Genomic DNA, 15591 nt, shown 5'->3' with positions numbered 1-15591 from the left:
AGAGCGCCTATCTCCACGTCATCGGAACGGGGGACGGCAGCGGAGACAGTCCGGCCATCCTCCAGCAAGGAGCTACGGACATGATCGAACTTCGCCCCTTCTCGTCGCTCGGCGGTGCCAATCACGGCTGGCTCGACGCGAAGCATCATTTCTCGTTCGCAAATTACTACGATCCCAAGCGGGAGAGCTGGGGCAATCTGCGCGTCTGGAACGACGACACGATCGCGCCCCAGTCCGGATTTCCGCCACACCCGCACCGTGACATGGAGATCATCACCTATGTCCGCGAAGGCGCGATCACGCATCAGGACAATCTGGGCAATCACGGTCGGACCGAGGCCGGCGACGTGCAGGTGATGTCCGCCGGTACCGGGATCGCACACGCCGAATACAACAAGGAGGACGTGACGACGAAGATCTTCCAGATCTGGATACAGCCGACCCGCACCGGCGAGAAGCCCAGCTGGGGCGCGCGGCCCTTCCCGAAGGGCGAGCGCTCCGGCCGGTTCGTGACGCTGGCGTCGGGGTTCGCCAACGACGACGACGCGCTGCCGATCCGCACCAATGCGCGGGTCGTCGGTGCCACGCTGAAGGCGGGCGAAACCGCGGCCTATCCGCTCGGCAAGGAACGCCGCGCTTATCTGGTGCCTGCCACCGGTGCGGTCGAGATCGAGGGCCAGCGAGCAAATGCGCGTGACGGCGTCGCGATCAGCGATACGGATACGCTGACGATCACCGCGATCGAGGACAGCGAAATCATTCTGGTCGACGCCGCCTGACCTTACCTGCCGCCGGGCGTTAAACCCGGCGGCCATTTCTTCTCGGAGCAAGTCCATGTCCATCCGTTCCAGCGATATCGAGGGGGTCGAGCAGGTGATCCTGCCCCCGGTCCGCGATCTCGGCGACGGGTTCACCGTGCGCCGCGCGCTGCCGTCCGCGCATCGGCGGATGGTCGGCCCTTTCATCTTCTTCGACCAGATGGGGCCGGCGGCGTTCCGCGGCGGCGAGGGGCTGGACGTGCGTCCGCACCCGCATATCGGGCTGGCGACGGTCACGTATCTGCTGGAGGGCGAGATCCTGCACCGCGACAGCGTCGGTTCGGTGCAGGCGATCCGGCCGGGCGAGGTCAACTGGATGACGGCGGGTTCCGGCATCGTCCATTCGGAGCGCACCGCACCCGAATGGCGGGAGCGGGAGGCGTCGCTGTTCGGTCTGCAGACGTGGCTGGCGCTACCGACGCAGATGGAGGAGGTCGCGCCCGACTTCGCCCACTACAAATCGCACGAGATCCCGGTCGCGGAGGCGGACGGCACGCGCCTAACGCTGGTGGCGGGCACGTCGGACGGTTTGGTGTCGCCGGTGAAGGCGTTCTCCGACCTCGTCTATGCCGACATCCAGCTTCGGCCGGGCGCGCGCTATCAACTGCGCGCCGAGCACGTCGAACGCGCGATCTACGTCGTGTCGGGCTCGATCGGCGTCATCGGCCAGACGGGCGGCTTCGCGACGGGCGAACTCGTCGTGTTCAAGCCGGGGGCGGAGATCGTGGTGCACGCCGAACACGGCGCGCGGCTGATGCTGATCGGTGGCGAGCCGTTTCCGGAGCGCCGCCACATCTTCTGGAACTTCGTCTCCTCGCGCGAGGATCGCATCGAACAGGCGAAGGCGGACTGGCAGGCGGATCGCTTCGCGCATGTGCCGGACGAGCACGAGTTCATTCCCCTGCCGGAGCAGCCCGCACCCGTCCGTTACCCGTAACGTCGCGCGGTCAGTTCGACCGGGCGAGCTCCGCCAGCTCGCCCGACTCGCGACCGCGACGACCATAGAACAGCTCGAACAGCGGGGTGGCCATCATCGTCGTCGCGATCGCCATCAGCACCAGCATCGCAAACAGGGTCGGGCCGATGATGCCCTTCTGAAGGCCGATGTTGATGATGATCAGCTCCATCAACCCGCGCGAGTTCATCAGCGCGCCGATCCCCAGCGCGGTGCGGTTGTCTTCCCCCGATAATCTCGCCGCGAGGTAGCAGGCGCCGCCCTTCGCCAGCACCGAGGCGATGAGGATGCCGAACGCGATCAGCAGCAGCGACCCGGAATTGACCATGTCCATGCGGGTGTTCAGCCCCGAATAGGTGAAGAACATCGGCAGCAGCAGAACGACCGTCAGCGGCTCCAGCTTGCGCTTGAGTTCGGTCGCGAGCAGCCCGCGCGGCATCACCGCGCCGAGGATGAAGCCACCGAAGATCGCGTGGATGCCGACCACGTCCATCAGGAACGCCGACGTGCAGAACGCGATCATCACGAACGCGAAGGCGGTCATGCTCAACTGCCCTTCCCGCTCGACCATCCGCGCGAGCGGCGCGAGCAGGCGCGGCCCGACGAGGATGACGAACGCCGCCCACGCCAATCCACCGCCGATCGCCAGGATAGCGACGCCAGCACCACCGCCGAACGTCGCCAGCACGATCGCCAGCACGCACCACGAACACGCGTCGTCGAAGGCCCCCGCGGTCAGCGACAGCGTCCCGAGCGACGAGTCGGCCAGCCCGCGCTCGTTGATGATCCGCGCCAGCATCGGAAACGCCGTCAGCGCGATGCAAGCGCCGAGAAACAGCGTCGCGTTGACCTGACTGATGCCCGCCGCGAACAGGCCCGGCACGGTCAGCAGCAGCGGCGTGATGAGCACCGCGATCGCGAACGGTGCGGCGATCCCCGCCATCGACACCATTGACGCGGCCTTCGCCTTGCTGCGGAAATGATCGAGGCGCAGCGTGGTGCCGACGAGGAACATGTACAGTCCGACACCGAGTTGCGCGCCGGCGTAGAGCACGTTGCGCGTCTCCTTCGGGAAGATCGCGCCCTGTAGTCCGGGAAGGACGAGCCCGAGCAGCGACGGCCCGAGCACGACGCCGGCGATCATCTCGCCGACGACCTGCGGCTGGCCGAGATACTTCCGGCCCAGCCAACCGACGACGCGGCACGTCACGAGGATGACGGCAAGTTGCAGGAAGAAGTGGATGCTGAAATCGCCGGGAGCATAGCTCTGCTCAGCCGCCTGCACCGCCGGACCATGCGGCCCCAGCAAGCCTGCCACGGTCCCGTTCAGGCTGTCCATCCACCCGCTCATCGTCGTTCCTCTTCCCGCGGCAAGGCTTCCGCGCCTCGTCTATCAGCCGCAGGAAGCGTGCCGCGGGGCTGCGCGCAAGCAGGCTTCGCATGGTCGACACGCGATTTTGCTGCTGCTGCGACAAAGCGTTGCGTCCCCGCAACAAGCTAGTATCGTACCTACATCATTATCACGGAAAGGTAGGCAGGTAGGTTCATGAAAGTGGTCACCAGCCGCGCCTTCAACCAGGATGTTAGTCAGGCAAAGCGGCTCGCGCGCGAGGAGCCCGTGTTCGTCACCGACCGCGGCAAGCCGACTCATGTGCTGCTGAGCTTCGATGCATTCCAGCAGCTTGCCGGGCCACGCGACGGCTGGCTCGACCAGATCGCGGAGGACGAGCCCGTCGCCGTCGAACCGGATTGGCAGCGCATCCGTGGCGGCCTCGCCTGATGTACCTGCTCGATACGCCCGTCGTGTGGGCGCTGCGCGCGATCCGGCAGCGCGACGCCGACCCGGCAATGATCCGCTGGGCAGAGGCACAGATGCTGTCGACGCTGTTCGTGTCCGCCCTGACCCTCGCAGAACTGGGCGCGGGCGCGGCGCAGGTGGAGAAAGCGGACAAGGCCGGCGCGGCGACGATCCGGCGGTGGATCGACGGCCCCCTGATGTCCGCGTTCGAGGGGCGCATCCTGTCGCTCGACGCGACCACGGCGCGGCGGGCAGCGGCGCTGGGGTTGGCGCATCTCCGCGACGGCATGGTCGCCGCGACCGCGCTGGAGCATAGCCTGACGATCGCGACCCGCACGCCGGCGGCGTATCGCCTCGCCAAGGTGCGCACCGTCGATCCGTGGAGCTATTCGGCGCGCGCGGAGGGCGACGACGGCGACTGGCGTCAGGCGTCGCGGAGTGGCCCGGTGTGGCTCAAGAACTTCTTCGCACGCGGCTAGGCGCGGCGCGGGACATCTGTTCGACGAGCGCGCGGTGCGACGGCAGGTCGCGGCTGGCGCGATCGCCGAAACTCCTGATCCGCGCGAACTGGCGCTCCGCCTCCGCGGCATCGCCCCGCCCGTCCGGCAGGTCGGTGCGGAATTCCATTCCGTACAATATGTACTGGTAGTTGAAGAACGCGAAGGACTCGACCTCGCGCGCAAAGTCGAACCGGCTCGGCGGGCGATAGCGCCACTGGTCGAGCAGCGCCTTCAGGCTCGCCGGGATGCTCGCCGGATCGGCATTGTCGCGCCAGAACGGCTCGGACCGGCGGCTAAGGCAGTAATGCAGCTTCAGGAAATCGACGATGCGGGCGTAGCGCGCCGTCATCAGGTCGTTGAATCGGCCCGCGGGCAGATCGACGGGGCCGTGATGCGGGAACAGCTCCGCGATCATTCCCGCCGCCGCCTCGATCAGGACGACGCCGGTCGACTCCAGCGGCTCGAGGAAGCCGCCCGCCAATCCCACCGCGACGCAATTGCCGATCCACTGCCGCTCGCGCCAGCCTGCCTGGAAGCGCAGCAGGCGCGGCGACACGTCCTCGGCGCGGGGGCCCAGATAATCCGCCAGCACCGCGGCCGCGTTGTCGTCATCCATGTGCCGGCTGGAATAGACGCAGCCGATCCCGCGCGCGCCGGCCAGACCGATGTCCCAGATCCAGCCCGCGGCATGCGCGGTCGCGATCGTCGCGCTCTCGATCGGCGCGTCCGCCCGGTCGTAGGGGAGCTTGCAGGTCAGGGCGCGGTCGGTGAACAACTGGTCCGCGACCGAATGGATAGGCGATCCCAGCGCCCGGCCGATCAGTTCGGCGCGAAAGCCCGTGCAGTCGATGAACAGGTCGGCGGTCAGTGCGCCCGCTTCGGTGTCGAGCCGCGCGATCGAGCCGCCACCGTCGAGCACCACGTCCAGCACGCGCCCCGCAACATGCACGACGCCGAGTTCCCGGGCACGGTCGGCGAGCACGGCGGCCATCCGCACCGCATCGAAATGATAGGCGTAGTTGAGCGGCCCCTCGAAATCCCCCTCCCCCGCCTGTTTCGGCGCGCGGCCGGCGTCGGCGACGCGGTTCTGGATCGTCACGGCTTCCGCGAAGGAGGGACGGGCGCCCGCATCCTGCGCCAGCCAGTGCGGGATCAGGTTCGCGCCGTCGCCGGCAAAGGGCGGCTCGAACGGGTGGAAATAACTGTGGCGGTGATCGTCCGCAGGAGCCTGCAGCCAGTCGCGGAAACGAACGCCCTGTTTGAACGTCGCCCCCGCCTCCCGCACGAAGGCGGCTTCGTCGATGCCGAGGAAGCGCAGCGTCTCGCGGATCGTCGGGAACGTGCCCTCGCCCACCCCGACCGTGGCGATGTCGGGCGATTCGAGCAGGACGATGTCAACCGCGGAGCCCAGCGCTCGGGCGAGATAGGCCGCGGTCAGCCACCCCGCCGTTCCTCCGCCCACGATCAGGATGCGCCGCTTGCCGGTCATCGCACGACGATAGCGCGCGGTGCGATGCGCGAACAGGGCGGTGTGGCCGCGATCGGTCGGGCGGCTGCCAGCCGCCCGGCCGATTGCTGCGCGCTAGAAGCGGAAGCGGGCGCTGGCCTGCACCGTACGGGCGAGCGTCCGGACCCCGAGCGGCAGCAGGTTCTCCTTACCGAAGTAGCGATAGACGTCATTCCCCAGCAGGTTCGTGCCCTCGATCGAGAGGGTCATGAACTTGACCGGCGTATAGTTGATCGCCGCATCCAGGCGGTAGGTATCGTCATTGTAGAAGGAGTATGCCGGGTTAGGCTCCCAGATGAAGAATCGGAACGCCGATCGGTAGTTGAACGCGACGCGGGTGCTGAATTTAGGCGTGTCGTAGAACAGCGCAGCGTTGGCCGTCCACTTGGATGTGTTCACCGAGTCGTAAGCACCCGGAAAATTCTCGGGAAACGGATATTCGACACGTGCTTTCAGGATGTAGCTCGCATTCAGGCTGACACCGAAATTGCTCCAGAAGCCGGGCAGGATATCGAAGAATGTTTGTGCGGTCGCTTCCAGACCGGCGAACGTACCGTCCCCGGCATTGCGCTGTTGCGCCACGAAGCCGCTCTGGCCGGGCAAGCCATACTGCGCGAGGTCGGCGACGACCTCCCGGCTGAAGAACAGGAACCCCGTGGCCTTCTTGTAATAACCCGCCAGCGACAACTGACCGCCGCGGCCGAAATAATATTCCGCACTGACGTCGAACGCATGCTCCCGCTGCGCCTTCAGATCGGGATTGCCCGCGTCGATGACCGGCGGCACCGCCTGCGTGTTGGCGAAGTAGAACGGACGAAGGTCGTAGAAGCTCGGCCGTTGCACGTTCGTGGTGTAGGACAGGCGCAACTGCGCCTTCGGCGTGAAATGGATCGTCGCCGTCGCGTTCGGCAGAATGTCCTCGTAATTGCCGCGAGCCGGCGCAAACTCGACGATGTCCTGGCCACCGGTGGACGCGTTACCGGGGCGGAAGTTATAGCTGCTCGAGCTTCCCCAGGTATTAGTGTACCGGACGCCGATCAGCCCATCGACGGGAACCGGCAGGTCGAACGCGTAGCCGATCTGGGCATAATAGGAGAGGCGATTTTCCCGTCCGACATAGGTTTGGCCTCGGTCCGAAGGAATCTCTTCCGTCGCAAAGCGGGTGGCGTTGCCGGGATCGTTGGCCTGGATGTACTCCCGAATGTCCGGGCGATTGGCGAATACGACGTTGCCGGGAATGCGATACCAGCGCGGCGCGCCGGGAAGGTCCGGCCCGACCAGTTCCGCCTGATCGCCGCCGGGGAACTGCGACAGCGGTGTGAGTTGCCGATTGATCCGCGGCAAACCGTCCCGGTAGCCGTAGAACCGGCTGGGATCGCGCCGGTTGAACCGCACGCCAGCCTGGATCGTCCGCAACAGGCCCGTTTCGCTCGCGATGATCGTCAGATCGCTCTGCGTTGCGAACTCGCGATTCTTCGATCCGCCGGCCAGATCCTGGTAGCGATCCACGCCGTAGCTGGCGATGTTGGCCAGATCGACGCCGGGGAACGTGATTGACGGTACCGGCTTCGAATAGGCATCCGACGCGAAGTCTACGTTGGCGGTCGTCAACCCGAATGGTCGTGTCAGGTGCTCAGCCTGAACGTTGCTGTCCTTGCTCCAGTTATACTGGACGCTCGTGTTGAGCAGCGCCCGCTCGCTTCGCCAATGCATCTCGAAATTCGTGGTGTAGAGGTCGGATTTGGCCCGATTGTAGATCGAGTCGATGCCCGCCGGCAGTCCGCCCGAACCGTCGGACGCGAGGGGAACGGTGACGGTCAGCGACTTGGCGGTGCGACCGTCCGGCTGCAAGACGAGATTCGTGTACTTCGATCCGCCTTCACGGGTCAGAACGTACAGGCGATCCGACGTATTCTGCGCCCGCGACCCAAGATACCCGCCCTCGACCACGAAATCGAGATTGTCGTTCGCTCGCCATTGCAGGGATACGTTGATCGAGGGGCGATCCACCCGACCTTCTTCGAGCCCGTAATAGGCGCGGTAGGGGATGATCGTGTTTTCGAAACCGGCCGGGAGGCCGGCGCGCGGCGAGTTGGGCTCCGCACTGCTGCCGAACGGCACATCAGGAGACTCACTCTCGATGAAATTTTCCTTGTAGTTGGTTCGCGTCCACGACGCGTTGACCAGCAAACCGATCTCGCCGATGCCGGTGTCGCGGCGGTTCGCCACCAGCAGACTGCCATAGGGACTGACGTTCTTCGCAATGTCGTCGTAGATGCCCTTGACGCTCCCGGCGACGGTCCAGCCCTTCGGCAGGTCCAGCGGGCGGCGCAGTTCCACATTGACCGTGCCGGCAATGCTGCCTTCGACCTGATCGGCGGTGCGGGTCTTGTACACATCGACCGACTTCAACAGTTCGGCCGGGATGTCGGCCAGATTGAGGGAGCGACCGTCGCCGAGACTGGTGTCGTTGCCGTTCACCGTGGTCTGCACGCCGGACAGCCCGCGAATGGCAATGCCCTGCCCCTGCCCGCGCGATCGTTCGATCTGCACGCCGGTGACGCGCGACAAGGCTTCGACGACATTGTTGTCGGGAAGCTTGCCGGCATCCTCCGACACCACCGAGTCGACGATCTGCTTGGCATTCTTCTTCTTGTTGGCCGCCGATGCGACCGATCCGCGGATACCGACCACGATGATGTCGGTCCTTTCCGGGGTGTCGGAGGTGCCGGTGGGATCGACGATGTCCGTCCGATCCTGTCGCGGATCGCCGTCCTGCGCCGTCGCTGTGGTCGTCGTTTGCGCCCACGCCGTTGCCGGTACCAACGCCGCCGCAGCAATCAATGGCCCGAACCGGAACCCCCTCAGCATACCAACCACCCCTTATTGTCTTATGTATATCGTATACTTCCTTTTTGTAGGAGTGATTGTCAACTCTGTTGTAAGCTATGTACTTAAACAACCGCATGACGATATTACTGTAATTTAGCTTTCATTAGTAAAACTGAACTTCCATGTGGCGCTATAGTTACCGCCGACGTCGGCTGAACCTTCCGCCCCGACCAAAGCTCATTCAATTGTCCGACAGTCCGCGTCCCGAAGTCCGCGGCGGTCAGCGTGACGGACGCCGCGGCCGTGCCGCGGTTGAACACCGCCACCGCCGCCGATCCATTCGCCAGTTCCTTGCGCCAGATCTCCACCTGACCGTCCGCGCGGACGCGGCGTCCCTGAACGCCCAGCGCGTCCTGGTCGATCGCCAGCACCGCCCGGTTGGTCAGGATCCGCATCGCCGATGCCGTCGTCTTGCGCAGGTCGTGGCCCATGATCAGCGGTGCGGCCTGCATCGCCCACAGTGTCATGTGCGTGCGATATTCGTCGTCGGTCATGCCGCCATTGCCGACCTCCAGCATGTCGGGGTCGTTCCAGCCGCCGGGTCCCGCCGGCGCGAATTTCGGATTCCGGACGAAGCCGATGTCGGACATCGTCTTGTAATCGTCGGTGATGTCGCCCGTCGTCCGCCAGAGGTGCCCGCCGACCTGCCGCCCCCAGGACGACACGGCGAAGCGCCCGTATTCGCAGAGGGAATAGATCATCGGCCGGCCCGTCGCCCTCAGCGCCGCACCCATCTGGTAATAGGTGCGCTGGACGCTGTCGGCATCGGCGTAGAACCACTCGCCCGAGCACAGATCGTATTTGACGTAGTCGACGCCCCAGTCGGCGAAGGTCTTCGCATCCTGTTCGACATGGCCGTAACTGCCTTCATACCCTGCGCAGGTCTTCGGGCCGGGGGAGGTGTAGAGGCCCAGCTTCAGCCCCCTGGCATGCACATAGTCCGACAGCGCCTTCATGTCGGGGAATTTGGCGTTGGGTTGCAGCACGCCGGCGGCGTCGCGCTTCCCCTGCCAGCCGTCGTCGATGTTGATGTGCGTGTATCCGACATCGCGCAGCCCGCGCGCGACCATCGCGTCCGCCATCGCGCGGATCGTCGCATCGTCGATGCGATCGGCGAACGCGTTCCAGCTCGACCAGCCCATCGGTGGCGTCGCAGCGAGGCCATCGGGTGCGAGCGTACCGAGCGGCGGCAGGTCTGGCGCAGACCGGAACGTGCGCGCCGCGACGTCCGCTACGGCGGCGGGGCGTCCCGCCTGGCGCACGTCGGAATGCCACAACCCGCCCTCCAGCATCACACGCTTGCCGTCGACCCGCGCGGTCCAGCGCCGCGTCGGCCGATCGGGGTCGTTCAGGTTGCGCGTATCGAACGTCAGCGTGCCGCCGGACCAGCGGGCGTTCTGCATCGGGATCGTGCCGTACCAACCGGTCGTGACCGATCCGCTGACCGATCCCTGTTCGTCCGATACCTGCATCATCGTCACGCCGGGATAGGCGGGCGCATCGTCGAACACCCACGCCCGCTCCGCAGCGGCGGCAAGGCTCGCGTGACCCGCGCCCGTCAGGCATGCCAGCACCAACATCGTCAACGGTCGCATTCTCGTCCTCCCCCACTTTACGCAGACATAATGTCGCGTTTATACCGTATACGATAAAAAGGGAGCAAGTCGTTCGATGATGCGGATCAGGTCGTTCGCCCTGCTGGCTCTTGGCTGCACGGCCATCCCCGCGGGCGCTCAGGATGCGCCAGCACCGGCGACGCCGGCCGCCTATGCCGCAGCGATGATCGGTCCGCCGCCCGCCACATTGAAGCTCGATCCGTTCTATCGTCGCTTTATCGATGCGGAGGGTATTCCGATCGCGTCGTCCGCCGCGGTGCCGGACACCGCGCTGCTGCTGGCGCGCGACATCGCGGTGGCGATGCTGGCGGAGCGGCCGGACCTCCGCCGGGCGATGATCGCGTCGGGTTTTCGCGTCGCGATCATGGGTGAGAAGGAGGGCACGGTCGACCTGCCCGAGCAGCGCGACTGGAAGAAACCGACGATCGACGATCCGCGGCTGACGATCTGCGAGCGCAAACTCTACCCGGAGCGGATCGGCAAGCTCACCGACGCCGAATATTGGAACCGGCGCGCGCGCGGCATGGGCGGATCGCTGACCAGTGCCGCGACGGAGAACCTGCTCGGGATGCCCGACACCCGCTATTACGGGGAGAACATCTTCGTCCACGAATTCTCCCACGCGATCCTGGAGGCGGCACGGACGGTCGATTCGGGCCTCTACGCGCGTGTCGAGCGGGCCTATGCGTCGGCGATGGCGCGCAAGATGTGGACGGGTGAATATGCCGCCGTCACCGTCGACGAATATTGGGCGGAGGGAACGCAGACCTGGTTCAATTCGAACATGCTCGCGGTGGTCGATGGTCGCCGCATCCTGTCGGACACCGATCTCGCGGCCTATGACGTCGCCCTGTTCAACATATTGAGCGAAGTCTACGGCACCCGCCACCGCGTCCCCGGCGACGCCTATTACATGCATCCCGCCCGCGTGCCGCCGGGCCCGCCGCCGACCTCGACCGCGGAGGTGTGCTGACGCCGGGGTGTCATGCCGCTCCCTCGATCCCGGACGACGTGGCTCGTGGGAACGGCCGCTTCGACCAATCGAGGACGACCGCAACAACTCGCGATCTGATTGCGCGAGGTCGAACCGACCTCCCTCCCGCCCCGTAGAGGGATCGTTGCGAGATAGCTCCACTTCCTGTCACCAAGCCACCACCCCGGCGAAGGCCGGGGTCCAGTTGGGCAACGTTCTCAGTCGATTACCGCTGATATGCCACTGCGCCGGTGGTCGCCGAGGCGGTAGAAGGTTCTGCAACGGTTCACTTTGGAGGAGGACTGGGTCGCGACCTCTCCACCAGCGCCCCCGCGAAGGGAAAGGAGTACCTCACAAGACGAGACCGACGGGTTCTCGCCCCTTCGGGCACGTACCGGTCCTGTGTCCGCGCGAAAGCGAGGACCCAGTACTGGGCTCCCCCCTCCGCGGGAGCACGGAGGTGCTGGAGCCGTCGCCCGCCGTTCAAGGGGAATGAGTATCAACCCCGCCCGGCGTCCCGAAATGCCCCGCGCCGGTTCCATGCTCCCAGCCCGAGCGTCGATCCGACCAGCTCCCGCTCTACCCGCACGTAGGTAACGGACCCGCCGGCACCGTCACCGGCGGCGCAGCGCGCGGGGCAAGTGCTTCCCACTCCGACACCGCGACGGCGGCATGGCGTGTGCCGCTGCCCGCTGCATCGAACACGGCGCGCAGGCACCGCGTGGTGATCGCCGGAAAGCGCACCGCCTGCCAGACATCGGGTGCGGTGGCGTAGGCGCTCGCCCCCGGTACGCGCTTCCACGCGCCGTCCCAATATTCCAGATGCCAAGCGGCCGGCGGCGCAACGCCCTCGTTCGCGCCGGCGGGATGATCCGCCCAGAAGCGGATGCGGCTGCCGTCGAGCGTCACCGGCTGCGGCCAGCGATATTCGATCCACTGCTGCGGCGGATTGTCGGGGGACCAGCTGCCCCACAGGTCCGGAGGCAGCGGCGCATCCCGGACGATGCCGTCGTTCAGCGCCTTGATCCAATATTGTACCGGCACCGGCTCGTTCGAGGCGTGCGCCTGCGCCGCGGCGGCGACGTTGCGGGTCGGGACGGGCGGCGGCACCGGGCGGCGGGTCGTCACCACCGGCCGGATCGCCGCGGGCGAGACGCTGTCGTCCCATTCCAGCCGGTCGATCGCCACGCTGCGTCGGAAATGGCCGCCGCCGACCGCATCGGCGGTGTGATAGGCCAAATACCACTGCCCCTTGAACGCGACCGCGCCGGGGTGGCTGGTGGTCGAACTCACGGGCTTCAGCACCGTCCCGCGATAGGTCCACGGCCCCAGCGGCGATGCGGCGGTGCCGTACGCGATGCAGGCATGGTAGACGGCCGGCGTGCAGGCGGAGTCCGGCCCGGCATTGTTGCCGGCGTACAGCATGTAATAGGTGCCGTTGCGCTTCATCAGCCACGGCGCCTCGAAGAAGCCGGTCAGCGATTGAACCGCAACCTCCGCCCCCTTGGTGGTGACCATGTCGCGGGCCAGTTCGATCCCGCGCAGCTGCCCGAACGTGCCCCAGTACAGATAGACGCGGCCGTCGTCGTCGATCAGCACGGTCGGATCGATGTTCTGGATGTCGTTCGCGACGGGCGTCGTCTGCGACACGATCGGTCCGGCGGGATGCGCATCCCGCCACGGGCCGGTGATCCGGTCCGCGACCGCCACACCGATCGCGAACTTGTCCGCCCCGTTGCTCTCGCGCTGGAGCACGGGCGCGTACAGATAGAAGCGCCCGTCCGGCCCCTTCACGATCTGTCCGGCATAGGCCCTGCCCGGCTCTGCCCACGCGAATACCGCCTCCGGCTTGACGAGCGCCGGATAATGCGTCCAGCGACCGGCAGCCGGGTCCTTGGTCGACAGCAGCTGCCACTCGTTCATGATGAAGTCGTTGACGCCCGCCTCCGCCTCGTCGCGGCCGGCCAGTATCCACAACGTGTCGCCGTCCACGATCGGCGCGGGGTCGGTCGAGTAATAGCGACCATCGGCGAGGATCGGGTTGCCCGGCGCGGTGACGGGCACGCCGGTCTGCGCCGTGGACGCGCCGGCCAGCGACAGCGCAGAAATGGCGGCGACCAGGACCGGGCGCCTCACTTGCCCGCTCCCGCCAGCAGGCGCGCGCCGAAGACCGGCCCCGCCGTTCGCCCCTCGTGCGGCACGAACCGCACGCGCACGCTCGCCTTGCCGCGGGTCAGCGCCGGGGGCAGCGGATAATCGACATCGATGAACTTGCCGGGGGCCTTGCCCGTCAGCTGCTCGCCCGCGACCTTCACGTCGTCAACCAAGATGTCGAAATCACGGTTCTTGTCCTCGCCCCAATAGGTCGCTTGCAGGATCAGCGGGCCGGGCCGCGTCTTCAGCGTGAAAGCCATATATCCGCCCGACCGCACATCGCGGCCGTTACGCCCGCGATAGCTGACCGGCCACGACTGCTCACTCTCCAGATTGTGATCGCGCTCCGGCTGCATCTCGCCGAAATACAGGATGTCGATGGAGCGGGCCGCCACGTCCTGCTGCCGCGCGAGTTCGGCCTTGAACGCGACTTCTTCCTGCTGCCACTGATCTTGCGTGAACCGCCGGAAATAGACCGCACTGCGGCGGTCGAACTGGCGGTAGAAGGGAACGAACGTCAGGTCGCCGGGCCGCCCGACACCACGGGCGGTGAAGGTCGACACCTTGGTGGCGACCGGCGCGAAGGCGGCCAGCACGTCGTCCCCGACCAGGGCCGGCTCCATCCCCGTCCATTTGTCCTCCGCCGGGCCGAGGTCGGCGGCCATCACCAGCGGCCCGCGCAGGATCGCGACCGGTCCGCCGCCCTCCGCAACCTCGGTGCGCAGTTCCAGCGGCAGCGTGATCGCGACGGTATCGCCCGCTTTCCAACGGCGTTCGACGATCGCGTAGCCCGCGGTGTGCGACACCGGCACGGCCTGACCGTTGACCGTCACCGCCTCCTTGCCCGCCGCCCAGCCGGGTACGCGCAGCGCGACGCGGAACCGTCCGCCCTTGCCCAGGGTCGCGAAGGTCAGCCGCGCCTCCGGATCGTGGGGATAGCCGGTGTCCAGCGCCACTGTCGCCCTGCGCGCCACCCAGGTCGCATCCGCCGGGATGTAGAGGTTGACCATCAGCATCCGGTCCCCCTCCCAGAAGATCGAATCGCCATGCTTGGCATGCGCTTCCATCCCGCTGCCGCCGCAACAGACGAAGCCTTCTTCCCCCGCCGGCGCATATTCGCGCGCCGCCCCCGACAGCATCGGCGTGAAGTAGGAGAAGCCTGCGTTGCGCGGATTGAGCTGCGACAATGTGTGGTTCACGTGCGCGCGCTCGTAATAGTCGAACAGCGCGCCGTTCGGCTCCCACGCGAACAATTGCCGCGTCAGCTTCAGCATGTTGTACGTGTTGCAATGCTCGCACGTCGCCTCGCTCAAGGCGCCGGCGATGCGATCAGGCCCGAAGAAATATTCACGATCGGCATTGCCGCCGATCGCGTAGCTGTGGTGCTGCGTCACCGTCTCCCAGAAGAAGCGCGCGGCGGTGCGGTATCGTTCGTCGCCGGTCAGGTCGTACAGGCGTGCGAGGCCGACCAGCTTGGGCACCTGCGTATTGGCGTGGAAGCCGGCCAGCTTGTCCTCCCGCGCGGCGAGCGGATCGAGGACGCGGCGATCGTAGATCCGCTGCGCCACCTTCAGCCAGCGGGCATCCTTCGTGCGCGCGTACAGTTCGGCGTAACTCTCGTTCAGGCCGCCATATTCGCACCCCAGCACCTCCTGCATCTGCGCGTCGTCCAGCGCCGCGAACACGCGCTCGAAATAGGTGGCGAGGCCGATCAGCACCGTCAGCGCCTGCGCATTGCCCCATGCCTCGTGCACGTCGAGCAAGCCGGCGAACAGCTTGTGCACGGTGTACAGCGGCGACCACGAACCGTTGAGATCGAACCCGCCCGACTTGATCTCCCCCTTCATGATCTCCGGGAAGATCTCCTCCCCGTCGACGATCGCGCTTTCGCCTTTTCGCTTCCGCCCCAATGCCCCGACATAGCCAGTGCCGCGCTTCGCCTGCGCCTCCGCCAGTTCGGTGACGATGTAGTCGGCGCGGCGGCGACACTCGGCATCGCCGGTCTGCGCGTTCATCAGCACCAGCGCGGTCAGGTAATGACCAAGCGTGTGGCCGGCGAGCGAATCGCTCTCCCAGCCGCCATAGATCTCCGCCTTCGGCGCCAGCCCGGCATATTTGCGGAAATTGTGCAGCAGCCGGTCGGCGCTGAGACCCAGCAGATACCGATGGTTGACCGTCACCGCCGTCGCGAAGTCGGACGGTTTCAGCCGTACCGCCGCCAGCGGCAACGGCTTCAAAGCCGGCAACACCGCCGGTCGATCGACCGCGGCGTGCAGGGGCCTCGCAAACGTCGCCGCCGCCAGTGCCGTGCCGCTATGCAGCAATGACCTTCGCGTAATCGGCGTCATGATCGTTCCCTCGTCCGTTCGACCCCGTGT

11 protein-coding genes are annotated in these 15591 nt (G+C 66.4%); 5 read left to right on the top strand and 6 right to left on the bottom strand.

The window, feature by feature from the left end; translation table 11 throughout:
* Nucleotides 1–80 precede the first annotated feature (80 nt).
* The gene (locus ILT43_RS12570; protein WP_204199305.1) at nucleotides 81–779 is read left to right on the top strand and encodes a pirin family protein; all 699 of its coding nucleotides are present in this window, start codon (nucleotides 81–83) and stop codon (nucleotides 777–779) included.
* A gap of 55 nt (nucleotides 780–834) precedes the next feature.
* Nucleotides 835–1755, top strand: coding sequence for a pirin family protein (locus ILT43_RS12565; protein WP_204199304.1), 921 nt, complete (start codon nucleotides 835–837; stop codon nucleotides 1753–1755).
* A 10-nt stretch (nucleotides 1756–1765) separates the two neighbouring features.
* Here the strand turns inward: ILT43_RS12565 and ILT43_RS12560 are convergent, their stop codons facing one another.
* Nucleotides 1766–3124, bottom strand: a complete 1359-nt coding sequence (locus ILT43_RS12560) for a cation:proton antiporter (RefSeq protein ID WP_204199303.1) — start codon at nucleotides 3122–3124, stop codon at nucleotides 1766–1768.
* A 195-nt stretch (nucleotides 3125–3319) separates the two neighbouring features.
* Between ILT43_RS12560 and ILT43_RS12555 the strand changes: the two genes are divergently transcribed.
* Entirely contained in the window at nucleotides 3320–3553 is a 234-nt protein-coding gene (locus ILT43_RS12555) for a type II toxin-antitoxin system Phd/YefM family antitoxin (protein ID WP_204199302.1), read from the top strand.
* Nucleotides 3553–4050 carry a PIN domain-containing protein gene (locus tag ILT43_RS12550; RefSeq protein WP_204199301.1) on the top strand — a complete coding sequence of 166 codons (498 nt, stop codon included), beginning with the start codon at nucleotides 3553–3555 and terminating at the stop codon, nucleotides 4048–4050. Before ILT43_RS12555 ends, ILT43_RS12550 begins: the two co-directional genes overlap by 1 nt.
* Here ILT43_RS12550 and ILT43_RS12545 read toward each other — a convergent pair.
* From ILT43_RS12545 to ILT43_RS12535, 3 genes are all read right to left on the bottom strand, one after another.
* A complete protein-coding gene (locus ILT43_RS12545; RefSeq protein WP_204199300.1) occupies nucleotides 4025–5560 on the bottom strand; it encodes a tryptophan halogenase family protein in 1536 nt (511 codons plus the stop codon). The two genes, ILT43_RS12550 and ILT43_RS12545, sit on opposite strands and share 26 nt — an antisense overlap.
* 93 nt (nucleotides 5561–5653) lie before the next feature.
* A complete protein-coding gene (locus tag ILT43_RS12540; RefSeq protein ID WP_204199299.1) occupies nucleotides 5654–8449 on the bottom strand; it encodes a TonB-dependent receptor in 2796 nt (931 codons plus the stop codon).
* Between the two features lie 104 nt (nucleotides 8450–8553).
* The gene (locus ILT43_RS12535) at nucleotides 8554–10065 is read right to left on the bottom strand and encodes a hypothetical protein (protein ID WP_204199298.1); all 1512 of its coding nucleotides are present in this window, start codon (nucleotides 10063–10065) and stop codon (nucleotides 8554–8556) included.
* Between the two features lie 76 nt (nucleotides 10066–10141).
* Here ILT43_RS12535 and ILT43_RS12530 point away from each other — a divergent pair, with 76 nt between their 5' ends.
* Complete coding sequence (locus tag ILT43_RS12530) at nucleotides 10142–11059, top strand: hypothetical protein (protein WP_204199297.1); 918 nt, start codon at nucleotides 10142–10144, stop codon at nucleotides 11057–11059.
* A gap of 579 nt (nucleotides 11060–11638) precedes the next feature.
* Here ILT43_RS12530 and ILT43_RS12525 read toward each other — a convergent pair.
* Nucleotides 11639–13195, bottom strand: a complete 1557-nt coding sequence (locus tag ILT43_RS12525) for a family 43 glycosylhydrolase (RefSeq protein WP_204199296.1) — start codon at nucleotides 13193–13195, stop codon at nucleotides 11639–11641.
* A complete protein-coding gene (locus ILT43_RS12520; protein ID WP_204199295.1) occupies nucleotides 13192–15561 on the bottom strand; it encodes a glycoside hydrolase family 127 protein in 2370 nt (789 codons plus the stop codon). Before ILT43_RS12520 ends, ILT43_RS12525 begins: the two co-directional genes overlap by 4 nt.
* Nucleotides 15562–15591 lie beyond the last annotated feature (30 nt).

It is taken from the genome of Sphingomonas longa, from assembly GCF_016892685.1.
In the GTDB taxonomy this organism is placed as follows: domain Bacteria; phylum Pseudomonadota; class Alphaproteobacteria; order Sphingomonadales; family Sphingomonadaceae; genus Sphingomonas; species Sphingomonas longa.
The sequence above is the reverse complement of the archived record's forward strand: the minus strand, read 5'-3'. Positions and strand labels throughout refer to the sequence as shown.

Excerpts from the sequence above, each read along its gene's own strand:
- ILT43_RS12570 (WP_204199305.1), top strand. The coding sequence starts at position 81 with ATGATCGAACTTCGCCCCTTCTCGTCGCTCGGCGGTGCCAATCACGGC.
- ILT43_RS12565 (WP_204199304.1), top strand. The coding sequence starts at position 835 with ATGTCCATCCGTTCCAGCGATATCGAGGGGGTCGAGCAGGTGATCCTG.
- ILT43_RS12560 (WP_204199303.1), bottom strand. The coding sequence starts at position 3,124 with ATGAGCGGGTGGATGGACAGCCTGAACGGGACCGTGGCAGGCTTGCTG.
- ILT43_RS12555 (WP_204199302.1), top strand. The coding sequence starts at position 3,320 with ATGAAAGTGGTCACCAGCCGCGCCTTCAACCAGGATGTTAGTCAGGCA.
- ILT43_RS12550 (WP_204199301.1), top strand. The coding sequence starts at position 3,553 with ATGTACCTGCTCGATACGCCCGTCGTGTGGGCGCTGCGCGCGATCCGG.
- ILT43_RS12545 (WP_204199300.1), bottom strand. The coding sequence starts at position 5,560 with ATGACCGGCAAGCGGCGCATCCTGATCGTGGGCGGAGGAACGGCGGGG.
- ILT43_RS12540 (WP_204199299.1), bottom strand. The coding sequence starts at position 8,449 with ATGCTGAGGGGGTTCCGGTTCGGGCCATTGATTGCTGCGGCGGCGTTG.
- ILT43_RS12535 (WP_204199298.1), bottom strand. The coding sequence starts at position 10,065 with ATGCGACCGTTGACGATGTTGGTGCTGGCATGCCTGACGGGCGCGGGT.
- ILT43_RS12530 (WP_204199297.1), top strand. The coding sequence starts at position 10,142 with ATGATGCGGATCAGGTCGTTCGCCCTGCTGGCTCTTGGCTGCACGGCC.
- ILT43_RS12520 (WP_204199295.1), bottom strand. The coding sequence starts at position 15,561 with ATGACGCCGATTACGCGAAGGTCATTGCTGCATAGCGGCACGGCACTG.